This window comes from Pseudomonas sp. PDM25 (assembly GCF_019219045.1).
Classification (GTDB): Bacteria; Pseudomonadota; Gammaproteobacteria; order Pseudomonadales; family Pseudomonadaceae; genus Aquipseudomonas.
This window is the reverse complement of the sequence record NZ_JAHUWL010000014.1, coordinates 1-23,974: the sequence shown is the minus strand read 5'-3', so window position 1 is coordinate 23,974 and position 23,974 is coordinate 1. Positions and strand designations below refer to the sequence as shown.

At 51.3% G+C, this 23,974-nt stretch carries 22 protein-coding genes; 7 read left to right on the top strand and 15 right to left on the bottom strand.

Annotation, left to right across the window (positions count from 1 at the left end):
* From traA to mobH, 11 genes are all read right to left on the bottom strand, one after another.
* Nucleotides 1-372 (bottom strand): TraA family conjugative transfer protein, encoded by a 372-nt coding sequence (traA, locus tag KW848_RS23585; protein WP_185710069.1) that lies wholly within the window; start codon nt 370-372, stop codon nt 1-3.
* Between the two features lie 35 nt (nt 373-407).
* Entirely contained in the window at nt 408-935 is a 528-nt protein-coding gene (gene traV / locus KW848_RS23580) for a type IV conjugative transfer system lipoprotein TraV (RefSeq protein WP_185710068.1), read from the bottom strand.
* A 66-nt stretch (nt 936-1,001) separates the two neighbouring features.
* The gene (locus KW848_RS23575; RefSeq protein WP_218538204.1) at nt 1,002-2,354 is read right to left on the bottom strand and encodes a TraB/VirB10 family protein; all 1,353 of its coding nucleotides are present in this window, start codon (nt 2,352-2,354) and stop codon (nt 1,002-1,004) included.
* A gap of 9 nt (nt 2,355-2,363) precedes the next feature.
* The gene (locus KW848_RS23570; protein ID WP_218538203.1) at nt 2,364-3,539 is read right to left on the bottom strand and encodes a type-F conjugative transfer system secretin TraK; all 1,176 of its coding nucleotides are present in this window, start codon (nt 3,537-3,539) and stop codon (nt 2,364-2,366) included.
* Nucleotides 3,529-4,167, bottom strand: coding sequence for a type IV conjugative transfer system protein TraE (locus KW848_RS23565; protein WP_218538202.1), 639 nt, complete (start codon nt 4,165-4,167; stop codon nt 3,529-3,531). Before KW848_RS23565 ends, KW848_RS23570 begins: the two co-directional genes overlap by 11 nt.
* 7 nt (nt 4,168-4,174) lie before the next feature.
* The gene (gene traL / locus KW848_RS23560) at nt 4,175-4,456 is read right to left on the bottom strand and encodes a type IV conjugative transfer system protein TraL (protein WP_010466560.1); all 282 of its coding nucleotides are present in this window, start codon (nt 4,454-4,456) and stop codon (nt 4,175-4,177) included.
* Nucleotides 4,456-5,268 carry a thioredoxin domain-containing protein gene (locus tag KW848_RS23555; protein ID WP_218538201.1) on the bottom strand — a complete coding sequence of 271 codons (813 nt, stop codon included), beginning with the start codon at nt 5,266-5,268 and terminating at the stop codon, nt 4,456-4,458. Before KW848_RS23555 ends, traL begins: the two co-directional genes overlap by 1 nt.
* A 122-nt stretch (nt 5,269-5,390) precedes the next feature.
* Nucleotides 5,391-6,044 carry a DUF4400 domain-containing protein gene (locus KW848_RS23550; RefSeq protein WP_185710063.1) on the bottom strand — a complete coding sequence of 218 codons (654 nt, stop codon included), beginning with the start codon at nt 6,042-6,044 and terminating at the stop codon, nt 5,391-5,393.
* Between the two features lie 2 nt (nt 6,045-6,046).
* Nucleotides 6,047-6,460, bottom strand: a complete 414-nt coding sequence (locus tag KW848_RS23545) for a hypothetical protein (RefSeq protein WP_218538200.1) — start codon at nt 6,458-6,460, stop codon at nt 6,047-6,049.
* Nucleotides 6,461-6,483: 23 nt separating this feature from the next.
* Nucleotides 6,484-8,355, bottom strand: a complete 1,872-nt coding sequence (gene traD / locus KW848_RS23540; RefSeq protein WP_185710061.1) for a conjugative transfer system coupling protein TraD — start codon at nt 8,353-8,355, stop codon at nt 6,484-6,486.
* A 5-nt stretch (nt 8,356-8,360) separates the two neighbouring features.
* Nucleotides 8,361-11,954, bottom strand: coding sequence for a MobH family relaxase (mobH, locus tag KW848_RS23535; RefSeq protein ID WP_218538199.1), 3,594 nt, complete (start codon nt 11,952-11,954; stop codon nt 8,361-8,363).
* Nucleotides 11,955-12,092: 138 nt separating this feature from the next.
* Here mobH and KW848_RS23530 point away from each other — a divergent pair, with 138 nt between their 5' ends.
* Nucleotides 12,093-12,632 carry a hypothetical protein gene (locus tag KW848_RS23530; RefSeq protein WP_218538198.1) on the top strand — a complete coding sequence of 180 codons (540 nt, stop codon included), beginning with the start codon at nt 12,093-12,095 and terminating at the stop codon, nt 12,630-12,632.
* A 32-nt stretch (nt 12,633-12,664) separates the two neighbouring features.
* Here the strand turns inward: KW848_RS23530 and KW848_RS23525 are convergent, their stop codons facing one another.
* The gene (locus KW848_RS23525) at nt 12,665-13,033 is read right to left on the bottom strand and encodes a hypothetical protein (protein WP_218538197.1); all 369 of its coding nucleotides are present in this window, start codon (nt 13,031-13,033) and stop codon (nt 12,665-12,667) included.
* A gap of 283 nt (nt 13,034-13,316) precedes the next feature.
* Between KW848_RS23525 and KW848_RS23520 the strand changes: the two genes are divergently transcribed.
* A complete protein-coding gene (locus KW848_RS23520) occupies nt 13,317-14,450 on the top strand; it encodes a hypothetical protein (protein WP_218538196.1) in 1,134 nt (377 codons plus the stop codon).
* Between the two features lie 67 nt (nt 14,451-14,517).
* Here KW848_RS23520 and dnaB (KW848_RS23515) read toward each other — a convergent pair whose 3' ends face one another.
* The 3 genes from dnaB (KW848_RS23515) to KW848_RS32515 form a co-directional block, all read right to left on the bottom strand.
* Nucleotides 14,518-15,912 carry a replicative DNA helicase gene (dnaB, locus tag KW848_RS23515; protein WP_218538195.1) on the bottom strand — a complete coding sequence of 465 codons (1,395 nt, stop codon included), beginning with the start codon at nt 15,910-15,912 and terminating at the stop codon, nt 14,518-14,520.
* A 66-nt stretch (nt 15,913-15,978) separates the two neighbouring features.
* Nucleotides 15,979-17,502: a replicative DNA helicase gene (gene dnaB, locus KW848_RS23510; RefSeq protein WP_218538194.1), complete on the bottom strand. Its 1,524-nt coding sequence runs from the start codon at nt 17,500-17,502 to the stop codon at nt 15,979-15,981.
* A 140-nt stretch (nt 17,503-17,642) separates the two neighbouring features.
* Nucleotides 17,643-18,131, bottom strand: coding sequence for a PD-(D/E)XK nuclease family protein (locus KW848_RS32515; protein WP_220383065.1), 489 nt, complete (start codon nt 18,129-18,131; stop codon nt 17,643-17,645).
* A 141-nt stretch (nt 18,132-18,272) separates the two neighbouring features.
* Between KW848_RS32515 and KW848_RS23505 the strand changes: the two genes are divergently transcribed.
* From KW848_RS23505 to KW848_RS23485, 5 genes are all read left to right on the top strand, one after another.
* The gene (locus tag KW848_RS23505; RefSeq protein ID WP_218538193.1) at nt 18,273-18,494 is read left to right on the top strand and encodes a hypothetical protein; all 222 of its coding nucleotides are present in this window, start codon (nt 18,273-18,275) and stop codon (nt 18,492-18,494) included.
* Nucleotides 18,495-18,572: 78 nt separating this feature from the next.
* A complete protein-coding gene (gene topA / locus KW848_RS23500; RefSeq protein WP_218538192.1) occupies nt 18,573-20,687 on the top strand; it encodes a type I DNA topoisomerase in 2,115 nt (704 codons plus the stop codon).
* A 95-nt stretch (nt 20,688-20,782) separates the two neighbouring features.
* Nucleotides 20,783-21,247, top strand: coding sequence for a hypothetical protein (locus tag KW848_RS23495; protein ID WP_185710052.1), 465 nt, complete (start codon nt 20,783-20,785; stop codon nt 21,245-21,247).
* Between the two features lie 283 nt (nt 21,248-21,530).
* Entirely contained in the window at nt 21,531-21,722 is a 192-nt protein-coding gene (gene csrA, locus KW848_RS23490; protein WP_218538191.1) for a carbon storage regulator CsrA, read from the top strand.
* A gap of 1,073 nt (nt 21,723-22,795) precedes the next feature.
* Nucleotides 22,796-23,455, top strand: coding sequence for an inovirus Gp2 family protein (locus tag KW848_RS23485; RefSeq protein ID WP_218538190.1), 660 nt, complete (start codon nt 22,796-22,798; stop codon nt 23,453-23,455).
* The last annotated feature ends 519 nt before the right edge of the window (nt 23,456-23,974 follow it).

Genomic DNA, 23,974 nt, shown 5'->3' with positions numbered 1-23,974 from the left:
CTAGATCTGCTGAGCCAGAGGTACGGCCGCGGTTACCAACGAGTGGGTAGCCGGCAGAGTTGCGGTCATGATCGATTCGATGATGGTCGGAGTGTTGTAGAGACCGACGCCGCCACCGACACCCGTCGCGAAACTCATGATCGACTGTCGAACGATGCCGGAAACGATGCCTACGAGAACCATAGAGCCAGCTACAACTCGGCCCAAGGTGCCTTGCATCCAGTCGGTCAGCGTTACCCAGATGGAGTCGAAGCTGTCACCACCGGTACCTGCCATAGCCTGGGTGGCCATGACTGTAACCATCAGTGCAACACCGAATTTCATAACGTCTTTTGCGCGACGTTTTTGGTGGTTGTTCATGCTCAGTTGCATGGGGTGTCTCCTGCTTATTGCTTTTTGGGGGGGTGTTAGTTTTGTACCGTTGGCGGCACGGCTTTACGCGACTCAAGTGGTCGAATCGAGGCAGTTGGTTTCGGCGCTGGGGTGCCGATCTCCCAGCGACGCGGCTCAATTTCTGTGTACATGTAACCTGGTACGTTCAGATCGCCCTTGTCGGACTCCCATGGGGCAACCCAAATACGCATCACTGTTGCTTGTGAACGAATCGGTATCGGATCACGGGCTGGTTTTGGTACTACGTAGCGCTCACCAGCGGCAATATGCGGGCTTACCGCCGGCATAACTTCCTCGATCGTCTTGCCCTCTTTAATTGCCTCGTCCTTTGCGGCCTGACGTTGCTCTACAACTTGACGAAAGTTCTCGTTTTCCGTCAGCTGATAAACGTCACGTGCAGACATACAAGTAACGCCATCAGGCATGCCCTTACATGAGTAATCCGACTGACCAATCTGAAGAAACGAGCAACCGCTCAGTGCTGAAACAAAGCCAGCAGCGATAAGCAGGCGCGCGAATGTGAACCGTGATTTCATTTTCATGGTTGGAGTATCCGTATTTGAATTTGTAGACAGGGGCTAATCTGCCCCTGTCTAGGGTCTGCGAAATCAGCGCTTTGTTTGAAGCTTTAACTGCACACCCTTCTTCACGACAAAGTCGATTTCACGAGCAGCATCTACCTCAATGACTGGGTAGAGGTTCTCAGCCATCTCGAGGTAGAAATCAGCAATGCGCTCCAAGGCCTTCCCGGTTCCACCGATCGCAGCACCTTGCATTGCTTGCGAGCTGAAGGCCTGTTCGTAAACGGGGCTTACCACCTTGCCCGAGCCACCGCTGCTGCTACCTGTACCCGTAACGTTGATGCTTGGTACTTGGCGGACACTGAATGCTTCACTCACACCCTGCATGAAGCCGGCCATGAGCGACCTCGCCAAAATCGCACCTTGCTTCGAAATCAGTCGACCACGAACGCCAGCTTTACCGTCCTCACCAGAGGCATATGCATCCATACCAGTTTCGATCACAGCGCCGTCGTCACGTACGCAAGAAATCGTCTCGGCTCGCATGTAGGCGCGTTCGGAGGAAAGATCACCAAAGGCACTCGCGATGAGGAAACATTCACGCACATCTGCCCTGAAGCGGTTAGGCAGAACAGCCTCTTTCTTCACACGAAGCAGAACTGGGAAAGGATCTTTCCGAGCTCCACTACCGGTTGGCGCGTCGATACCAGTGATGATTGCGCCAGATAGGATCGAGCCAGCTGGGAGGTAAACCTCCTCTTCCTTGTTCTTGTCCTTGCTTTCCTCAGGCTCAGTTGCGCCGATAGTGCTGATTGTGAGTCGCTCTTCTTTCTTTGGACTCTGCCCTGGCTTTACCGGATCTGCGGCGGGTGCCGGAGCATTGGCAAAAAAAGCACCGATGTTTTTGTTAGGATCAACGGCAGCATTGTTATATCGACGTTGAGCCAGTTGCTCAGCCTTGACTCTCTCTTCCTTCTCTTTAAGAACAGCCTCCTTTTCAGGCGGTGGCGCCTTATCTTGAGTTTCTTTTAAAGCTTGCTGCAGCCTTTCATTGTCAGCTTTAAGTGCTTCAGCTGTCTGAGTAGTCGAACTCAGCTGCGTCGAAACATCCGCAACCTGTTTTGATAGGTCCTTCAGACCATCGCGTAGCTCCTGCTGCTGTGTGGCCCCGTCAAGCAGCGTCTTCACGTTCCGCGTCAGATCGTTGAGATTCTTCCCCTGTTGACGCTGGGTGGCATTTAACGCATCTAGACCGACTGCACGTGGATCGCTGTCAGTTAACACGTTACCGATGGTTTGCTTACCACCAGACTTACGTTTCTCATTGCCGCCAATGGCACTGAGAGCAGTAACTATCGCCAGCACGACAACAATACAGCCGCAAATGACAAGCACTCGCTTAGTGGTGGGGCTCAGGCGAGCCCAGTATGACTTGAGCATGTCCCCTCCTTAATTAAGCAAACTTGGGCGTGCAGATTCATCCGCCGGCGCTTCGCCGACCCTTGTGATGATGTAAACCTCGGTCTTGTCGCCTGGCTCAAGCATGTTCCGCGGCCATGCCGCGGACGCCGCTAGCATTGGATGAGTGCAAGATGTCTCATCGAACATAACCGGTACATTCAATGTATTTCGGACGACGCCAACGAGAACTTTGAAGTTGTGCCCCATCATCAGCTGGGACCGTGAAAAATCGAACTGGATGCCGTCTTGGTAACACGCAGGCAATGTATCGGTGCTGGCCAACTTGCCCATGGAGTAACCTTTTGGAATTCCACCCAATGCTAGCGCCCGCATGATCCCCTTGATGGATTCCATGTAGGGCTGACCCTCCTCCCATTTCTTCGCCTGGCCAGAGTACCGATAACCACCAGCCCCACTTAGACCGCCAGCCTTACCGCCCGAACCAGGTGCCTGGCCGAGTACAAGATTTGCTTGAATTGGAGGAACCTTTTTAGGAGCCAGCGTCAAGCTAATAGCGACTGACTCATCTTCCTTGGGGGTGATGTACATCGTGATGGGAGTTTCATCGTTCGCCGTGACGTAGATGACGTTTTCCTTGATGGTGTAATCCTTTGGATTGGAGGTCGTTTGAACAATCGGCTTTTCAAACGGCGTCACAATCCGGTTCAAATGGTTGATTGCCGCGGGAATGATTGTGTTCACCCCTGGTTGAACAACCACATCAACGAGAGACGCGACCATCTCAGCTGCCGCTTCTGGTGCAGCACCCTTTGCGACCGAAGCCGGTACTGCTTGTAAATCATTGGCCCGACCACCGCCGCTGACTTGCACCAGGTCCTGGGTACCTTTTGGATCAGCCACGGGCTCCTTCTGCTTTGCACCGCCGGAAGCCACCGACGCACTCGATGCTGGTGCTTTTGGTTGCAAAGGTTGGACGGTCTTCTTATCTTGAGCCTCGCTAATTGCTGCGCGAGCTGCGTTTTCGTCTGCCTCTTCAAGGCCATAATCCGCAGGATTAATTTGTGCGGGCGGCACTGCCTCAACAACTTGCTCCTGGCCCGTCGACGATGGCATCTGTGGGATTTTGAGTTCGCGAGCAGAAGCCATTTGCGCGGTTGCAACCGCAGCCAGCAAGATCGCAAGTTTCATGGTTTTAGTTTTCATCGTTATTCCGATCCATACGCTTACGAGCCTCACCAGCTTTCTCCTCACGACGAATTACGTCTTCTGTTCGTGGGGCACCCGAATACACATCAATGAAGTACAGGACTGGCTTATAGTTTTTAACGCGGAGATCAAGCTCGTAGGTTTTATTGTCCCGGACAGGTTTGCCAGTAGGACCACTCATAACGGAGCGGCCAACAACATAGAACTTGTTCGCTTTATTCTTATCCCGAAGAACTTCTTTTGGCTCAAATGCAAGAACAACGCGATCCTGACGAATCTGTTGAACCTGGCTTTCAATTTTGTTGATGACATCCTGATAAATATCAGCAGAAAGAAGTGGCTCAAGAGAATTTCGTATCATGCTTGCAGACTTAGGCTTTACATTGCCCAATCGATCAGCAATGTAAAGCGCCCAGCCCTCCACATAGGCATCCGAGGCACGACTTTCATCAACCCAGGCACGCTCTGCCAGACCCGGCGGCTGCATATCGATCACCGTGCTTTTATTGAGCCAACCAACAACAGATACAAAGTTAGTTGCTAGCAAAGCCGCGATAATAACTCGATGAAATTTGCTCTCATCGACAAGCTGGCGATAAGTTTTTCTTAAATTATCAATATTCATAGATGCCTCAGTGAAACTCCCGAATGAACGAGTTCGGTATCGTTCTGGCCTTGGCGCCTGTCATTCCAGTAAACCAATAAATCATGTGAACCATGAACCCGTCGGGATGATCGTCACGATATTTACGATACCAGCGAGTTAATAAAAAACCGCCGATGGTGCATACGGCTGCGTAGCCGGTGAACATCCCAAAAACGAGACCAATCCCGATTGGCGCAATTTCGTCTGCCTGCCAAAAAAGTAAATGGGGTGGATCATCTACATACTGAGGAATATTAATTGGCTGCATTATTGTGATGCTCCACTGCTTTTAACTAGATTGGCCATCGCCTTCAAAATATCTTCAGGCGTCTTTGCACCGCTCAGAACAACTTGTTTATTGGTCGGGTTGTAGCGAACAACCGTCGTAGGCGTTTCTTTGATACCAAGATCGATAGCTTCTTTAAAATCTGCTTTGATCTTGTTGTAAAAATGGCCTTCGTCTATGCATTTAGACAAGTCAGAACCTTTAAGCCCGATTTTGTCTGCAACGACACTTAAAGGCTCGTTAGTTCCAGTTCCATTTGCTTGAGTCGAGCTAAATATTGCACCGGCCATGCGATAAAATGCGTCGTTGCCGCCCTGCGCCCCTGCACATTCAGCTGCGTAAGCCTCCTTCCTAGAGGCCTCACCATGAATAGGAACATGCTTAAAGATCACCGAGATATTTCCGCGGGAGCCGTCTGCTAGAGCTTTAGGAACAGGGAAAAACTGACTACAGAAAGGGCATTCAAAATCGGAGTATTCGATCAGAGTAAACTGGGCTTTAGGGTCACCGTAGCGACGCTCAATATCTCCGGGGTAGCTCTGAGGGTTTGTCTTGCTCGGCTGAGAAGTTTCTTTTCCAGAAATCAACGATTGAAGCCGTGCTTCCTCCAGGACCGCGTCCAAAGCATCTCGCTGCAAAGCCCACGGCTTAACCTTTGCGAACGAGCGATTGGTTTGCTCGGATAGACGAGCAGCCTCATCAACCTTCTTGTTTAACGCAAAAAATGCACCTGCGCTGGCAACCGTCAAGGTCGCCAGGCAGATGGACAAAACTGTGTTGGAGTTGAGCTTCATAGATACCTCACCGTATGTATAAATAGTGAGGCCTTAATAATCTGCGGGGTGGCTAATCTGACCCGACAACGGGGTCAAAATGCAGTTTCCAGATGGGACCTGGATTCAGTACGAGCGCCGATCTAGAGGCGTTTTGGCAGGTTACCGATCAGCAAGCTGGAGGCTATGGGCATGAGCACAATGATGACGACCGGGATCACCATCGGCGGTATGGGTAGCGGCGCAATGAAGCTGATCATCAAGGACACGACGATGAACGATATGATTTTCGAGCTATATGTATTCAGGAACGGGGATGAGTGCTGAAACGTATATCGTTTTATGTTCCAAGTCATATACCCACCCAGAACAGATGGCGCCAGTATCACAAGCATGTAAGGCAACCACATTACTAGCAATAAAAATCTGTAGTAAACATGGTACAACACCTTCGTTAGTGCCTCTCCACGATTGGATAGAAATTTAAACCACAAATTACCAAGATTTTCCCAAGCTTTAGATTTCTCTCGCTCTTCATCTGTAGGAACGAAAAGGCTCCCCACCCATTTGTTAAGACCGTTATCTAGATGTAACTGTGTGTAAAGCGAATCTGTATCGCGAATAAGCTGCTCATGTTGAGATTTACCCATGAGAGCCTCTCCCCAGTCCTGCTCCTTAAGGATGGCTGTATCGATAAAACTGTTGGGCACAAGTACGACTATCAACAAGATTTCAATACAGATAAATACAAGAGCAGCCCAAAGAGTTTTGGGCATCTTCTCTTCAACGTCAGCCATTGTCAGATCGCCTTGATGTCGCGCCAGACCTGGCCAATGGAAGAATCTTCTGGAAGCAGAAGGCTCTCGATTCGATTACGTGCCACTAGATTCGCATCGGCTTTTACCAACCCATCCAGAAGCGCTTTTAATTCCAGGACAGCTTGCGTTGGCGCAGGGTCAAGAAGCAATAAGTCCGCGAAACCAGACAGAAACGGCTCCAAAAACGCTTCGAGACGATCGCGATCGCGACCACCTAAAGACTGCTGGTATGAGGCCAAAGATACTTTCAATAACGCAACGCATTCTGGACTTGTAGATTCCCTACTCACCATTTTCATTGCTTCTGGAATAACCTGTACGGCGGTAGGCCAATCTGCATCAAGAATATTGAGCACCATGCGTGCTTTGTCATCTTTATCAAGAAGTCGTGTCACGCTATCATTTCGTAGTCGCACGATTAAGCTGCCTCTCTTACAAGCAGTCGAGCTTTTTCAACTGCTTTATCAAAAACTTTTGGTCGAGTTAGAACTGGAATTCTGCCCTTCTCAATTTGTCCGCCCGCCAAAATGGCAACAAATTCGAGATTAGGTAATTGCCCAAATAGCTGCGCTGGGAACAACTCTCCCTCCTCATCCATCAACCGTTCGCCAACATTCAAAGAGTGCATATGAGGATCATCTTTGGTCGAGTTGCCTTGTGTGCGCATAACGTACTTGTAGTACGTTTTAGGGATCTTGTCGGCAATATACTGCTGTGTGTCCTGATCAGTGATACGAAGTGCAATTGTATGGTTAGTGTTGCCAAGCACCTGTCTTGCTTTAGCAGGCGACCCCATTCGAGCTTCAAAGTCCGCAATTGTCTGAGTCGCAACATAAAGGCGCATCCCTGCTCCACGCCCTTTGTTAAGAAGCTGTACTAATTGATCATTTACTGTTTCTGCAGCCTCATCAACAAAGATATTAACAGGGCGGCGTTTTAATTCTTCTGCATCACCGAAGTTATACCGTTGACCTGCCACCGCAGCCAAGTCAGCCAAAAAGATAGAGCCAATCGCGGAGCCGACCATGGAGTCGGATAGAGAGTCGAGCCCCATGTATAGGACTTCTGCGCCCTGGATAACTTTACTGGAGTCAGTAATTTCACGTTCGTCCTCTGGATCATCCATATTAGGGGAAAGAATCGGTCCCATATGCCCAGAAGTAAGCATGTTCAGCACTGGCAGCAGGGACGCAATCATTTTGCCGAAGTGAGCCTTGTCGTGCTCGAACATTGAAAGCAAACCTTCAAGGTCCGAACTTGGTTGCAGCGGAACAATTTCCTCACGATAGAGTTTGAGAAGATTCTTGGCCTTCATCTCATCATTTTTAGCCGACGCCAAAGCACCACGCTGCAGTGCTTCATAAAGTGGGTGAACCTTTGAGCCGTAAGCATTAATAGCTCGAATCACCAACGGTGCTAGGCCACCCTCAAGGCAGCGGCGAAGCTCCACCAAGGTCGGCAAAACTCCACAAAGCAACAGAGCCTGGATAACGTTGTTAAGCGCCATCTGAGCAAATGCTTGGAACGGGTCACCGCCCTCAGATTTCATAAGTGCAGCGATGCGTGAGGCAACTTCTGTCGCCCGACCAAAGTTCTTGGTTGGGGAGATCCGAACGCTTATTTCCGGGAAGGCTGGGTGGAAGTACTTAAACCGCTCAGGGCGTCCTGCCAACTCGCAAGCGCGCTTGGCGTTCTCGGCCATCTCCTTGTCGCCCTTCGGATCTAATATAATTACAGCTTCATTTCTAAGAACGGCCTGACTTATAAGTAAATCGAATAGGCGAGTTTTTCCGGAACCTGTGGTACCCACAATTAGGGTATGGAGCGACGACAAGTCTTCCTGGAAACCAATAGGGCGATCAGGCTGTAGCGAAATCCCATGAATCCAAGGCGAGCCCATGTATCCATCAGGAATCTTGGGCATAATTTTGGTAATGTCCCGCTTAAGCAGTTCGAATACCTGCTGACCTTCCCTTTGAGTCCATTTAAACCCGGTACCCAGGAATAACTTCCCGCGGTTTTCCAGCATCTGCTCAATGAGTTCATCCTGCCCCATCAGGACAACGTCTTTTGCTCGTAAACCTTGACGGACTCGATAGAGATGGACAGCAGCTGGCACACGCCTTAGGGCGAATCCTCCCATCACAATCATTGAGAGATAAAACGGCTGAGATGGCAAACTGGTGTAGAAGTGGACAGCACTTGTTGCCGCCATTCCAAGGACCCAGCCTCCTACCTCGAAAGCCTCAAAATTTGGCCTCCAAGGCATCTCATATGCCCACTCACTCATCTCTTTCAATCCATCAATTCAATGACATGATTGTTCCTGACCATGAGGTATTGATGGGTCGCTATTAGCGCCCTCTTGAGGGTCGATTCGTCGACCTGCAGGGCATTCGAGATTTCGCTCAACTTTCGAGGTTGGATGCTTACGACTCGCCGCCCGTTCATCTCATGCTCTTTGCACAATGAGATTGCCGATTCAGCGACGTTAGCCAAGTATCTCGCCTCCTCACGATTACGAGCCGAAGCCATGGAGTGTCTGTACTTGCCTTTTGTGAGGTACTCGAAGATCTCACCTAGGTAACTCGTGAGAAGCACCCCTTTGGGGTTCTTCCTATTTATTGTCCCAGTGAAGTCGTCCCACAGCCACCCGGCACGCTCCAGCTTAGGAATGTCATCAATGACAAAACCCTGACCTTCGAATGTGAAAAACGGCTTATAGCTATTCATTGACACTGTCTTATCGAGATTTTCCGCATACCACTTCAATGCCCTCCCCAATTCCGGAGTGACTTCAAGGTACGCATCAAATTCCTCAGCCAAATCTTGCGCACAATAATAATCCCCTCCGGAAGACGACAGCGGCTGTACTTCAGTCGTAGCTGGGGGCTTAACAGGAGTGGCAGACAGCGGCTCGCGCGGTTTACGTGGCTGGCCTATACGGATTTCTGAAGAAACCTCAGAACCGCTTTGTACCTTGATACCGCCGGGGCCTCCCGGTGATCTACCACTATTTTTTTGTGATCCAATGCCGCGTTTCACCGTTTCTTTCTTTGGCAGGATTTCTAGCGGAGGCTGAACACGATTTTGTGGCTTCAACTCTTGACCATCGCTTGTTTGTAACGAGCTGACAGAAGTGCTGCCTTGCTCAGTGTGAGTAATTGCCTCCTGAAACAGTGGCTCATCGAATACTGGCCAATCGGCGTCACGATTTAAATCGGGACCGTCCCAAAAACCCTCTGGTGGGGGTTCTAGAAAGACGCCGGCGCTTAAGTTAGGAAGATCGTACTCTTCTGTAAAAGCACTAAAAGATTCTTCTTGGGGTGATAATTCGACGGTAGATGGATCATATTCGTGATTTATTAGATCTGAAGGAGGAAGGTCAAAGCCTCCAGACGAATCATGCGACGTTATGCCTGCAGGATCTGTAAACCGCTCTACTCCCTTTGGCAGGTTCACAGTTAACGGTGAATCCGCAGGGATTTCTCCGATGAACTGAAGAGAAAGGTCCACGTTAAAGTTGTTGAAACCAAATTCATCTGAAAGAGCCAGTTCAGGTGGAATCACCAGTTGTGAATTAGCAGTATCCAGCTTCTTTTCAGTCCGAGGAGATTTGAACTCAACGGAAGCCACGCGAGGTGGTTGGGGCTCCGCGAAAACATTCTTATCGAGGGCAGGCTCAGAAGCCGAAATGGGCTCTTCATGCTTAATATCCAGACGCAAGGATCTATCAGGCAGATCCATGCCGGCCAGCTCAAGGACTTCGTCATCGATATCACCAAAGTCGTAAGTGTATGCCCTGGCAGCATCGTCATTTGCCGCAAAGGCCTCACATTCCGATTGCAATTGGTCAGTTGCTGGCGGATGGAATGCGATGCTACCTGAATCGCTCTGGTCGCCAGGCACATTAAAAGTTGAGTTAGCGTCAGATGCAAAATCACCCAATTTTTCTAGCTTTTCACCGCGGGCGGATAGATCCTGTTCGGTCCTAGTTTTTTTCTTGTTTTTCTTCGTCTGAGTTTGTCCCGCAAGCGCAAGAAGTGGAGCTACCCCCCCTCCAACTCGAATTCCCAATTCCGCGCCTGGAATCGCACCAGCCACAATGATCGCACCGTCCGGCTTCACGCCTATGCTATCGGCACCTTTTACCCTTATGGTGGTATCCGATGCATCTTCGATTGCTACCAGGTGAACTGCGCCTGCACGCGGCGTTTTTTGGCCAGATGGCGTTGGCCCTTTTGGAGACGCTTGCTTGATTGGAGCAGATGTCTCAGGTCTTGTGCTTGGCGCCTGAATATGAGGCGGAGACTGTTGGATGGACTGAGCATCTGATGGTTTCGGCGTCACAGTGCCGAATGGATCCTGCATGCCGGCCGGAACAGAGAAATCAGGAGCTTTAAATTGCTGATGGACAATCTCCGCAGCTTGGGGCGTCGAGATGGCCTCTTCACTCGGCATCGTGAACATGGCGGTCATTGCACCATCTGCAGATAGCCCGGCGAGGTCAGAGTTGGACCCGTCAATTATTGAAACAGCCAACGGGAGACTTCCAACCGGATCACCAGTAGCAGACGAACCAACGCTGAATCTCATTTCATGCTCATCATCTCCCACCGTACCTATAGCAGACGCAGGAAGCGGTTCGAAAGGAAATAACAGCGTCGACGATGAAAGCTTCACGCATTTGAGCTTTATTGGCTTCGACCGTCCAGCATTAAGAATGTCAGGCGCTACAGACCAATAAATCGAGCCCTCCGGCGAGCGTTCAATGATGTTGTGGTCTAGCAGCATCTCACCCAAGGCATCCGGGCTTCTTGGCACTGCCTTTATCCCTTTCTCCACCAATGATTCAGTGATATCACGGACACCTTGCGCCCAAACGACAAACACACCGTCACCGAACACCCATACTCGCTGCCCGCTTTCATTGATCTTCCACGTACCAACACTTTTTAGTAGCCTCATCGCATCCACAACCAGGGATGCAACTGGAACACCAATCCCCATAGCAGACTGACCAGAAGCATCTCCTCCATATTTACGAAGATCCGCTTCCACAGAGCTTGAGTCCGCCTTGATAACAAGGCCAGTTAGAAGCCGCTTTTCATCCTCGCAAGCAATGGCGCTGATCATCTCAAAGTAGAGATCTTGGCCTGCCTCCATCAGCCATAAACGCAGATCCCTGTGCAACAATCGCTCAACCATCGTCGTTGAGAGGTGCTTATGGATTTCGTGTCGATTGGGGTTCCAATGAATAAAGTATCGATCAACACTATGTTCTTCAGCCCACTCAGGAATTGTGTTGGCCACAGGGTGCCAAATCTTTTCCGCGGAGCCATCCGTGACTCGCAAATCGTAAAGCGGCTTACCAACATCATGCAGAAGAGCGGCCAGTACAGCCGCAACGTTCCAGCGGTCGCGCCGCTTGATGCGTTCAGCGGGATAGCGATCATGGTCAAAACTTGTCACTTGACATGAGTTGAGAGCATGAACGGCTGCCTCTAGGGAGTGAGCAAGCAGCCCCCCCGGCCCTCTATGATGATGTGCCTGCGATGCAGGCAGCATGTGAACAAAGTCGGCGAAGGCGTCCAAAACAGGAAGGATTAAACGATTAAATTCAGCAGGCGGCAGACCAATGCCACTGGCGATCTGTCGGACTTTTGAAGCCTGAGCATCCAAAAGTACGCGGCCAGGCACATTCGCCAACCATCCTTTTTGGAAAGGTGGATATCGCAGTGATGCCTCGTCACCGGTTTTCAGATACTTCTGAATTTCAGGGGACCTGAGATCGAGTACTTGAATCTGGTTATCTGTGAGGCTGCCTGGCCGTTTTGACGCAGGCACATTCGCCTTGCCGAGGCCTAATAGCTTTTTGAGAAATTGCATTCCACTCTCCTGTTGCAATGCATTCTCCGCAGCCCAACCCTTCCCTGTTGACCAATCCGAACCCATAAGGGGGACAGACTCGAATCCGTACGCTTAATGGCACCCATATGATCCCCAATACACAAACCGGGGGGCGCCATGCTCAAGACCAAACTCATAATCCTAGCCACAGCGGTTTTTCTATCTGCATGCTCTACGCATGAAAATCCATACGATGCTCAGTCAGCAGCAACCACCACTTACGTGCCTGTTCGATTAGCACACGAGTTTTACAGCAGCTGGGGACACGACGGACGCGGTGGAGCGGCCTTAAGGAAGCCTGCCTATCAACACGTGATGGGCAGCGAAGAAATGGTCATGACTACGCACGGTAACTATGCAGATCTGCGCTCGGGGAGCGGAGTTCCTCCTGGAGACAGCGTAATTGTGACTGCCCTCAACAGCGGGATGAACTCGGCGATCGATAAAGCCTTAACCGTCGCGCCTGAACGGCCAATCACCACAACCTCGTCTCGTGCTCCCTTGCAAGCTACAGAGGCTGAGTATCTGATTGCCTATCGGAAGTTCTGCAAGGGCGCCGGTTCGGAGCTGACTGAGCGCGAATGGGAACTCGTTGCTCGTGGTGGCCCTAAAGGCATTCCACCCTCATTGCGAGGGAAATGCCTTCAGATGAAATGACCTTAAAAAAACCCGCTCGTGAGCGGGTTTTTTTAGATTCCTAAGAAGCTAAGAGTAGCTTCACACGCACTGGAGCCGTATGACAAATAACCCAGGATTGGCCCAATCACAAAGCCAATACAAATTGCGAAAAGGACGGCGTGGCCAGGACGGATTTCAAGCGCACCGTCATAATCGGAAACCATAACGGCACCTACGTTACCTTTCACCCCTCGCTTTTCGTCATGCTCGACCAGCTCGCCATTTGCGGGTTGAATCTTCGACTCTAGCAGTCTTGAGATATCGCTCAAGATGGCAGCAAGACCATCAATGGACTTCACGATGCTCTTGATACTGCGGGCAGGTTCATTTTTCCGAACAAAGATGGTCATAAATCGTCGTCTTGTCTGCACACCGTTCATAGCAGCTCCTCGGCCATTTGGAATGCATAGACGGTAAACACAATCAACCCCAAACAGCGGCCTATTCGGTACCAATCCTGGGTTCGATATACGGACTGCGCTGTGAAATTTCTCGATATGGTTGTCACAAAAGCTGAGTTGGTTATCGACGCCCTGGTATCACGCCCCTAGCCAGACATTCAAAAACGATCGTTCTCGGACGATAGCAATCCCGATCTGGTCAATGCCCGCTCCACGGTCTCCTGCCTCAGCGGCCAATCACAAACTTCGAAGAATCTGACTTATGACTAATCACGAGAAACTCACTGATAGCATTCCAACAGACAATGAAACCCAGAAGTCGAATGACCTACAAAGCTTCGCGGAAGCAGTAGCTGAAAGGGATCAATCGCTTGTCGGCGAAACGCAGATGACCTGGCTGTCGCCTCTTCTGATCGAGGAGGAGGAAGGCTTCAATGAGCGTGACTACAACCTTCCGCACACGATCGCGCATATCGAGATGCTTGCCAAAGCATGGGCTCAAAGTGCTCAGATGAAACCAATCGAAGTTCAAGTTGTTGATGGCCGATGCTTCGTTCGGGACGGGCATTGCCGCCTGCGTGGAGCCCAACTGGCAATAAGCCGGGGAGCGATGATCAAACGCATTCCCGTGATCGAGCTCAAAGGTAACAACCAACTCGCTAGCCTTCGAATACTGACCTCGAACGAACAACTAAAACTGACAATCATGCAACGTGCCAGAATCTACCAGCGGTTGCGCAGTTGGAACTGGGACGACCATCAGATAGCCGAACACATTGGTAAAACCTCCACCCATGTGCGCGAGACGCTTCGCCTCCTTTCACTGCCGGCACAGATTCAAACCCTGCTCGAACAAGACGTAATAAAGCCGCATCTTGCGTTGGACCTCTTTCGCAAATACGGTGATGAGAGCGTCGAAATCATTATGAGCTCCTATCGTAAGCGCCAAGAAGAGATTGAGGGTGCGGACCCGCTGCAGCTGGACATTGATCAAAGCTCCAATACCGATGCAAGCGATCTTCAGCAGGCAGCTCCAACTCAGGTCACTAATGAAGCATTCGAATCATTGCAAGTTGGGAAGAATGCGCCTCAGGTGGCACAGGCGAAACCTGGGAAACAGATCAAACTGACTAGTAAAAACATCGCCGTACCAACCCGGCGAATAGGCAAAAAACTGGTGACGAACATGACATCCTCTATGACGGGCATTTCGCAAATTATGCGCAAGACAGCCGTGGTTGACGCTAAGGGTGGCACCGTTGCAGTGGCCATTCCCGTCGAGCTGTACGAGCAGTTTCTCCTAGTCTCGGATGAAGCAGCGCGGCATCGTAAAGAGGAACCTAAAAGCTCAGAAGGCGATCAGGAGAAACAAGAAAACTTGAGCCTAGCGAGTTAATTCGTTAATTCAAAAAAACGCCCTTGTAGGGCGTTTTTCATTGATGCTGTAGAAAAGCTGGCGTTGATCACTCATCGTCGAAGTTATAACTGCCCGGAGCCAGGTTCTCGAATCGGGTGTATTTACCGATGAACGCCAGTCGAGACGTACCGATCGGACCGTTCCGCTGCTTGCCGATGATGATCTCGGCGATGCCTTTGTGCTCGGTTTCCGGGTGATAGACCTCGTCCCGGTAAACAAACATGATCACGTCGGCATCCTGCTCGATTGCTCCTGATTCCCGGAGGTCAGAGTTGATCGGGCGTTTGTTCGGTCGCTGCTCAAGAGAGCGGTTGAGCTGGGACAACGCCACCACCGGGCAGTTGAATTCCTTAGCCAGTGCCTTCAGGGAACGGGAGATCTCGGAAATCTCATTGGTCCGGTTGTCCCCCCCGGAGCCCGGAATCTGCATTAACTGCAGGTAGTCGATCATGATCAAGGCCACGTCGCCGTGCTCACGCACCAGACGCCGGGTACGCGCACGCATTTCCGAAGGGCTGATGCCGGCCGTGTCGTCGATGAACAACTTGCGATTGTTTAGGAGGTTGACCGCCGAGGTCAGGCGCGGCCAATCGTCGTCCTCGAGGCGACCGGCACGGACTTTGGTCTGGTCGATGCGCCCGAGGGACGACAACATACGCATGATCAGCGATTCGCCAGGCATCTCCAGAGAGTAAACCAGTACGCATTTGTCGCTGCGCAACACGGCGTTTTCCACCAGGTTCATCGCGAAGGTGGTTTTACCCATTGACGGACGGCCGGCGACGATGATGAGGTCTGACGGCTGCAGGCCGCTGGTCTTCTCGTCGAGGTCGGTGTAGCCGGTGGACAGGCCAGTGATGGCGTTATCGGTGTTGAACAAGGTGTCGATGCGGTCGATGGCCTTGGTCAGCAGGTCATTCACGCTCACCGGGCCACCGGTTTTAGGCCGGGCCTCGGCGATCTGGAAAATCTGCCGTTCGGCTTCGTCGAGAATCTCTTCAGCCGTGCGGCCTTCGGGGTTGAAGGCGCTGTCGGCAATCTCGGTGGCGATGCCGATCAACTGACGCAAGGTTGCCCGCGCGCGAACGATCTGCGCATAGGCCTTGATGTTGGCGACGGAGGGCGTGTTTTTAGCCAGTTCACCGAGGTAACCGAGGCCACCGACTTGCGAGGTCTGACCTTCCTTGTCCAATTGCTCGGCCAGGGTCACGACGTCGATCGGTGAGTTCTGGTCGGCGAGCTTGGCGATCGCGCGGAAGATCAGGCGGTGGTCATGTCGATAGAAATCACCGTCGGAGACTTGATCGAGCACGCGCTCCCAGGCGTTGTTGTCCAGCATCAGACCACCAAGCACTGCCTGTTCGGCTTCAATGGAATGTGGTGGGACCTTTAAAGCGGAGGTTTGAAGGTCGTACTGAGAGGGTTCAGTAATTTCGTTCATTGATCGCCTTCTATTTTCACCCTTAAGGGCTGTTCGTTAAAGACAAGCGAAACTCACGATCTAACCCTAAGGAGACCGGCGTTTAGCCCTTGGGGTCCTACTCCTGCGTTCTTTCTCTGCCTTCACAGCGGTCGCCACAACATGTGCGTTAACACGCCCGAGCCTTGGGTTTCGAATAACTTGCGGCACGCCCATCTCTGTATCTGTAAATTCGTGCGAGCCAGGCTTAAGCTCCTCAAAGCGAGTGTATCGACCATCAAAGCCTAATCTGACGAAGCCAATCGGGCCTTCACGTTGCTTCCCAATAATGATTTCCGCTGTCCCTTTGAATCTGGAGTCAGGGTTGTAGACTTCATCCCGATACACGAACAGGATCACATCGGCGTCCTGCTCAATCGCGCCGGATTCACGCAGGTCTGAATTAATCGGCCGCTTGTTGGGTCGCTGCTCCAGCGAACGGTTGAGTTGCGATAACGCCACAACTGGGCAGTCGAATTCTTTAGCCAGCGCCTTGAGCGAACGCGAGATCTCCGAGATTTCGTTGGTTCTATTGAGTCCGCCAGCTCCAGGCACCCGCATGAGTTGCAAGTAATCGACCATTATCAGACCGATTTCACCGTGAACACGGCGAATTCGCCGCGTTATTGATCTCATCTCAGATGGGCTGAGGTTCGCCGTATCGTCGATAAATACACGGTCATGCTGATTAATTATTTCCGCCGCACTGACCAGCTTGGGCCAGTCCTCATCTAGCAACTGGCCAGATCTGACACGTGACTGCTCTATGCCGCCGATAGAGGAAATCATTCGGCTAACCAACGTATCTCCTGGCATCTCAAGCGAATACACCACGACAACCTTTTCTGATCGTTGTATGGCGCTTTCCACGATGTTCATAGCAAAGGATGTTTTGCCCATCGACGGTCTTCCAGCAACGATTACAAGATCAGCAGGCCGAAGGTAATTGAGACGCTTATCCAGCTCCTCAAAGCCAGTGGAAAGACCAATAGCCTCCCCACCAGATTGGTTCAGTGTGGTGATTGTATTTACGGCTTTACTGAGAAGCTGCTCCAGTCCAACCGGACCGCCCTCCTTCGGCCGCGTACCAGCCACACCCAGAATCGCTTGTTCTGCCAGATGTACTAGGTCGTCAGCGGACTGGCCCTCTGGTCTGAGTGCGCTTTCTTCAATGTCCTCACATGCCTTAATGATGCTTCGAAGTCTTGCACGCTCACTGATTACACGCGCGTAAGAGACGATATTGGCAACAGAGGAGGTGTTTTCATACAACTCGCTCAGATAGCTGAGACCGCCGGCGGCCTCCAGGTGACCGTTGGTTTCAAGAACGTCGTTTAATGTCACCACGTCCATCGCTTTACCGGATTCAGCCAGAAATTCGAGAGCCTTGAAGATCAGCCTATGATCACCACGAAAGAAATCATCTCCGGCCAGATAACCTGAAACCTTCATCCAAGCCTGATTTTCACGCAGCAGCCCGCCCAAAACCGCCTGTTCAGCCTCAACAGAATGCGGTGGCTCCTGATTGGATAACCCGACAGCTTCGGAAGGGGTGAATAGGAGATCGTTCAAGCGGTTAGCCTTGGTAAGTAAGTCTTGTTTGGGTGGTTGATCAGGGCACGGCCCGGAAGATTAGCACGCCAGATGATCAACAACCCGCCATAACCCAGACCAACAGTCGGGGGCAAATTCACAGCCTAGAAGCCTTGGAACTACCGGACCCTCCTACCCACTGGGCAATTGAGTCGCTTAGGGCAACCGGAGCAAGAAGCGGCATTGGGATGCGTCGGACGCGCCCTGAGGCCTTCTGAACGCAGAAACCAATAACGATTCCAGAGGCTGATTACTTGACTGCTGTTCAGCAGCTGCACGGGCTTGTATTCAGTACCACGGGGGGTCACACAGCGAACAAATCCAGTAGCGGAAACAGGGTAGTTCACACCAAACAGTGCAGTGGACTGGCGTGCCAGAATGAATGCATAGACACTTAACTGAATCACGTCCTTCATGTACACGCGTGCAATTTTTCGCCGCTTTGTATCGACGGCAACAAGCCAACCGCGGGCAAGAAACACTTGATCTCCACGGCCATGCAAAGGGACGGGGATTTCAGTCGATAAATTGCGCTCAGACAGCACTACCTGCGCACCACGCAGTTGCTCTGGTAACGCCTCTCTCCAACTACCTATCCCGTTGCTCATCCTGTCACCTTTCCCACTTCTTATTTCCACACTATCAGCCTTTGGTGAATTGCAACCCGTAAGCTAAGAAGATGGAAAATTGCATTTTTGCTGACCTGTGCGAAGGTGGTTTTGACAACGAGTCAATGAATGAGGTGAGTGATGGCAGAACGAAAAAGACGGCTCCATGCGCATTCCGTTTCGGCAACAGAGCTTTCCAAGCTTGGACACTGTGAGCTGATGGTGGCGTTGAATATTCAGGATGACGGAAACAGCGATAGCGCTGTGGCCGCTCACGAAGGCAACCAGGAACATGATCGTTTCCATGTCCGAGCGGTACTAAATGCGGGTTCAGCAGCAGAGGTTGAGCGTCTACATCGGTAACGGGGTAGGGATCGAATAGCCGCCCCGTTCACCTGTCCTCTTGGCATTGTGGTCTCAATCAATAGGAGACCCGCCATAGTGTTTGATCTGGTCGTTGTAGAGTCGCCGAAAAAGGCGAAAACAATTTCAAAATACCTCGGTGATAACTTCAAGGTAGCGGCTTCAGCTGGACATATTCGTGACCTTCCGGCTCGGGAGATGGGTGTCGAAGCACCTCACTATCGACCTCAATATGAGGTGTACGACGAAAAGAAGAAAACGGTTGGCTGGTTAAAAAAACTAGCGCAGGAGGCCCGATCCGTTTATCTCGCAACTGACCTTGATCGGGAAGGTGAAGCAATTGCCTGGCACCTGCTTGAGGTGCTCAAGCCGAAGCATCACAAAAGAATGGTTTTTAACGAGATCACAAAAAAAGCACTATTGGCTGCGGTCGAAAGCGCAGGCCAGATCGACATGGCAAAGGTCGCAGCCCAAGAGGCAAGACGCGTTAGCGATCGAATTGTTGGTTACACGGTTTCTCCCCTCCTTACAGAACTGACTTCTGCTCCTACCCACCTTTCCGCTGGCCGAGTGCAAAGCTCTGCCCTCCTTTTGGTAGTTGAGCGGGAGGAGGCGATCCGGGCATTCAAGTCAGTTGACTATTACAAGTTGTCTGTCGGATTCCCTTGGCCGGGGAAAGAGGAAGGCTGGAAAGCCCAATGGCTACATAAACCGTTCCAACAGGCATCGCAAGTAGCGGTTACTGAGGTTTTCACTCAGCTTGATGTTGTACGCGGACTCGAGGATGCAATCAAAAAGCTACCGGTCTTCATGGTTTACAACGTTGAGTCGAAAGAGGCGCTTCGAAATGCCCCTCCTCCATATACGACCTCGACTCTTCAACAAGCGGCAAGTAACTCATTAGGAATGGAAGTCGACGACACCATGAAGCGTGCACAGGCGCTTTTTGAAGCCGGTCTGATCACCTACCACAGGACTGACAGCGTCAACCTTTCCGAAGAGGCCACGACGGCTATTAGGGAGTGGCTGACCTCAAACAAATATCCAGTACCGGACAAGCCGAATAAATGGTCATCGAAAGCTGATGCTCAAGAAGCGCACGAAGCAATTCGACCTTCAGATGTGGCAAATCTGGAAGCAGATGAATTTTCAGCCGACAGCCCAGAGGGACAGCTATACAAGCTCATTTGGCAGAGAACGATGGCCAGCCAAATGCTCCCAGCCCGGTACAACGCCAAAAAGATTCTTTTACTCTCCGCAGTGAAAGTTGCAGACCAGCACCTCCAATTTTTAGCCACTGGCAGAACACTTACGTCGCCTGGTTGGTTAGCTCTAACGCCCGAAGATGCCGCCGTCGAGGTTAGTGAGGATGAAAATGAAGAGGGGAATGCACTCCCAGAGATCGCTGAAAACACGCGACTTCAATGCAAGGAGCTCAGTGTTACGCGGTCTGCTACCAAGCCGCCGCCGCGGTTCACTGACGCATCACTGGTAAAAGCACTGGAATCGCACGGGATAGGCAGACCGTCGACTTATGCGTCCACCATGGCTACGTTGTTTAAACGATCCTACATAAGCAAAGAAGGTAGAAAGCTGTTTGCCACAGAGCTTGGCATGGGAATCATCGGCCTTACACGAGGGCGCTTCAGCTTTGTGTCCCTCGACTTCACTCGCATGATGGAAGGTGCCCTCGACCAAATTGCGCAAGGCCAAGCATCCTACATCGGGGTGGTTGCCTATCAGCATGATTTGCTTCTTAAGGAAGTCGCCGGTATCAAAGCCGATCCCACGATTACGGCCCTCGCCCAGGAAAAGCGGCTTTTGATGTTCGGTCCTCAACAAATCTGTCCCATCTGCAAAGTAGGCGAGATGAGGCGGCGAGGCTCCTCCACTAATGGGTTTTGGGGTTGCTCAAACTATCCCACCTGTACAGCTACATGTGGTGAAACAAAGTCTCGAGGAAAAGCACCGGCACCAGACTTGGCCTCTATTAGACTCAAAAGCACAGGCTCGGAAGCATCCAGCAAAGCTGAGCTGGTTAAGTCGGAAGAGAAATGCCCCAAGTGTAAAAAGAACCATTTAGCCTTAAGAAACGGCAACAACGGACCATTCTGGAGCTGTCTCGGGTATCCGAAGTGCAAATTCTCCACGAACGATGATGGCGGGAAGCCCGCTGTCAGTTCTGGAAAATAATCGTGATTCGCCCCATTTCAAGGGGCGAATTCATGAAACAGCGGCAGCCGAAGCTTTGATAATCCGCACCACGAATGGATCATCGGAAAAAAGTTATGTGCATCGACGCCGCGATTGCGGTTGCCAGCTATTCATCTGCCAATCACAGACTTCCAATTGAGATTGGTATCGCCACGGGACATAACACGCTCAATATCGTGATCAGGCGGGTTCCTGGCCAAATTGAACTTCATGAGGAGCATGAGGAGGCAGTGGGCCTCAGCTCCATCGAAATGGATGCTGTAGGCCTTTCAGCCGAGAAGGCCTGTGACCTCATAAATGAATTTCTGGTCGGCGGCATCGTCGGTTGCAGAGACTCGCGCGAGAAAGAGGCCCTTGACTGCCTTTTCCAACTGGCCAAGCAAGAAAAGGAATTCCAACTCCATGAGCTTGGTAGCTTCAACATCATTGCGCCACCGTGTGAGGACAAGTCTTGTGTCGAGATGGAAGCCAGAATGATGGTCTTCATGGCCAAACAACATCGCTCAAGGAGCCAGACATGCTTCGTAGCCACGGCCTGACTGGTGAAGTACGAGAACAGCTGCAGAGACTTGTTGATTTAACCGCGGCACTTGAGCGAACCCAGACGAAGATTCTTTACGGGCATCAGCCCACACCCGACGACTACCAAATGCTTGGCGAGGGCCGTCGTGAGTTCGGCGACTTACTGTCATCTTTTGAACTACTCCCGCCGACGTCGAAGAGCTAGTTGCATACGTAAGAACGTAGGTTATTAGTAGTTCAACACTCAACAGACGTCCTTAATTCTCAAGGGCGTCGCTCATACCGAAAGGATCGGAAACAATGCTCATACTCTCCCGCCGCGTTGGCGAAACCATCTGCATCGGCGATGACATCAAGGTCACCGTATTGGCTGTTAGCGGTAACCAGGTGCGAATCGGCATCGACGCCAAACGCGATACCCCAGTCCACCGTGAGGAGATCTATCAACGAATTCAATCCGGGACGGGTTACCAGGACAAAATTACTGCGTAACCTGTACTGCTCACTCAAGCCGGCCATGTGCCGGGTTTTTTATTCGGTTATGGCCTTGTTTCATTGGTGGGCGAGGCGGCGGGTGATTTTTATCCCCCCATTTATCCCCCCACTCCAGATTTGCGTGAGTTCATTTCCTACACTTTTCAGGCTGGGGTTCTATCGTACACGCTGTAGGCATGTCGAAATCAATAATTTGGCGAGTTGTCAATCATCCTGATGTCTGCTGTCAAGCCTCACCTTTCTTGTAATCGTCTGAATTTAGCTGGAGGGCTTTGCAGGTTGCTGGGTAATTCTTAAAGTCAGACAGCTTGAGCGTAGATAGCGATGAGCAATGTACAGGCATCACGACTGGGGTGACTCCCGTCGTGATGCCTGTATGCCGTATGACCCCCGACAGAGTACGGTTGCTGTTCTCGCGGTAGGCAAGACCTGTTGGCAAGCGCTCAGTAGCCAGGGTGGCGAGCGGTCGATGGGATGAGCTTCAATCGAGTCATTCGGTTGGCGTTCCTGCTGACCTTTTCGCTCCGAGCTTGTGGTTTAGTTCCAGAGTATCGAAGTCATCGAAAAGACTATGTTCCTCCCGTGTGCTCCGGTCATTCGCTGCTCAACTCCCTGGCTGGAGCGGAGGTGTGAATCTCGGTATTAGTATTATTAATACACTCCATGATTACTCTTTACTAAATACTCCTCGATTGCACACTCTCTACATCCATATTTCTATACATACCTTACTAAGCCTTTACTTCACCATTCCTTACTACGCCCTGTTACTACACTCTTCGCTACACCCATTACTACACCTTCTATTAATCATTACTGATCTTCAAAAGGCTAATAGATTCTTACATCACGAATCATCAATATAGATACCAATCTAGGTCCTATTCAGAGGGCTATTAGGCTTCCCTCTCAATGGGGTAAGCAACATGAACTCCATCACTCTGCTTGCTGTAGCTCAGCCAGTCACAAGACCAGTGCCATACGATGATCTGAGGTCAGTCCATGGTGATCAAGCCGTAAATAAATACTCATCCCACTGAGGTTATGTATTCACTCAGCGGATCACCTTCATGGCTAACCAAACCAAGCGTCACATCGGCAACAGCAATCTTCACCTGCACCACGAGCACAGCTTTCGCGGCCTACCCGTCATGGTGTCCTACAGCCCGTTCATTTCTGAATACCTTGAACGACTTTACCAAACCACTCAGCTCGCACTGAGCGATCATCGCCAGGTGTTCGCACTCCGTTTCGATCTACGCTTTCCTGATGACTCATTGCCCGATTCAGGCAGCACCGTCATTTCCAGGTTTATTGATTCCCTGACCTTCAGGATCCAGTCAGCTCGGAAGCGTTCAGAGCGCCTGAACGGCTCTGCTCATCGAACCAGTGTCCGCTGGTGCTGGGTCAGGGAGATCGGACAGAAAGGTCGGCCGCACTACCACTTCGTGCTGCTACTCAATCGGGATGCGTACCACACCGTGGGGCGCTTCCAATCAGAGAGGGAGAATCTCTACAGCCGTATTCAGGCTGCCTGGGCGAGAGCGCTGAGGGTTACGTTCGAGGAGGCAGAGGGCTTGGTGCATATCCCTGCAAACGCCACATTCCACCTCTCTCAGGATGATTCGGGGGAGATGGATCGATACTTCCATCGGGTGAGTTACCTCTGCAAGGCTGAGACCAAGGAGTACGGTCAGCGATGCCGTGCGTTTGGTTGTAGCAGGGGATAATGAGCCCTGTATAGGGCTCCATGATCGAACGGGGGATGCCCCGTCGATAGCAGTCGTCGATGAGGTCAGGGACGTGCCTACTGACATGCCCCTGATTTCCTAGATTCCTCAGTCGGCCACCTTAGGCGTCGAGATTCTGGATGGAGTGATGGTGTACTGCTAGTCTGCAATACGACTACCGCGCCTCGAGATTTGATGCCTCAATCGATCACTTGGCTTCGACTCTCGATGAAGCCTGAATAGGTCGGTGCGCACCGGTGATACGCGTAGAACACGACGTACGCCGAATGTACATACTGGCTGATCGTGTAAACCGCGGTACCCGAACGCGATTTGATGTCTGGCGAGCGAGCAAAGTCAGTACGCCTACTCACATCGATTTGACCGATACAACTTCCACGAACCTGAATTTCTTTCTGGCCATCTTAGTCGCTTCTTGCTCCGCAACCAGGGAGCTCAGCGTATCGGCCTCATGTACCATCTCGTGCATCTTGCCTTCAAATTCATTTCCGACGCGCA

Excerpts from the sequence above, each read along its gene's own strand:
- traA (WP_185710069.1), bottom strand. The coding sequence starts at position 372 with ATGCAACTGAGCATGAACAACCACCAAAAACGTCGCGCAAAAGACGTT.
- traV (WP_185710068.1), bottom strand. The coding sequence starts at position 935 with ATGAAAATGAAATCACGGTTCACATTCGCGCGCCTGCTTATCGCTGCT.
- KW848_RS23575 (WP_218538204.1), bottom strand. The coding sequence starts at position 2,354 with ATGCTCAAGTCATACTGGGCTCGCCTGAGCCCCACCACTAAGCGAGTG.
- KW848_RS23570 (WP_218538203.1), bottom strand. The coding sequence starts at position 3,539 with ATGAAAACTAAAACCATGAAACTTGCGATCTTGCTGGCTGCGGTTGCA.
- KW848_RS23565 (WP_218538202.1), bottom strand. The coding sequence starts at position 4,167 with ATGAATATTGATAATTTAAGAAAAACTTATCGCCAGCTTGTCGATGAG.
- traL (WP_010466560.1), bottom strand. The coding sequence starts at position 4,456 with ATGCAGCCAATTAATATTCCTCAGTATGTAGATGATCCACCCCATTTA.
- KW848_RS23555 (WP_218538201.1), bottom strand. The coding sequence starts at position 5,268 with ATGAAGCTCAACTCCAACACAGTTTTGTCCATCTGCCTGGCGACCTTG.
- KW848_RS23550 (WP_185710063.1), bottom strand. The coding sequence starts at position 6,044 with ATGGCTGACGTTGAAGAGAAGATGCCCAAAACTCTTTGGGCTGCTCTT.
- traD (WP_185710061.1), bottom strand. The coding sequence starts at position 8,355 with ATGAGTGAGTGGGCATATGAGATGCCTTGGAGGCCAAATTTTGAGGCT.
- mobH (WP_218538199.1), bottom strand. The coding sequence starts at position 11,954 with ATGCAATTTCTCAAAAAGCTATTAGGCCTCGGCAAGGCGAATGTGCCT.
- KW848_RS23530 (WP_218538198.1), top strand. The coding sequence starts at position 12,093 with ATGCTCAAGACCAAACTCATAATCCTAGCCACAGCGGTTTTTCTATCT.
- KW848_RS23525 (WP_218538197.1), bottom strand. The coding sequence starts at position 13,033 with ATGAACGGTGTGCAGACAAGACGACGATTTATGACCATCTTTGTTCGG.
- KW848_RS23520 (WP_218538196.1), top strand. The coding sequence starts at position 13,317 with ATGACTAATCACGAGAAACTCACTGATAGCATTCCAACAGACAATGAA.
- dnaB (WP_218538195.1), bottom strand. The coding sequence starts at position 15,912 with ATGAACGAAATTACTGAACCCTCTCAGTACGACCTTCAAACCTCCGCT.
- KW848_RS32515 (WP_220383065.1), bottom strand. The coding sequence starts at position 18,131 with ATGAGCAACGGGATAGGTAGTTGGAGAGAGGCGTTACCAGAGCAACTG.
- KW848_RS23505 (WP_218538193.1), top strand. The coding sequence starts at position 18,273 with ATGGCAGAACGAAAAAGACGGCTCCATGCGCATTCCGTTTCGGCAACA.
- KW848_RS23495 (WP_185710052.1), top strand. The coding sequence starts at position 20,783 with ATGTGCATCGACGCCGCGATTGCGGTTGCCAGCTATTCATCTGCCAAT.
- csrA (WP_218538191.1), top strand. The coding sequence starts at position 21,531 with ATGCTCATACTCTCCCGCCGCGTTGGCGAAACCATCTGCATCGGCGAT.
- KW848_RS23485 (WP_218538190.1), top strand. The coding sequence starts at position 22,796 with ATGGCTAACCAAACCAAGCGTCACATCGGCAACAGCAATCTTCACCTG.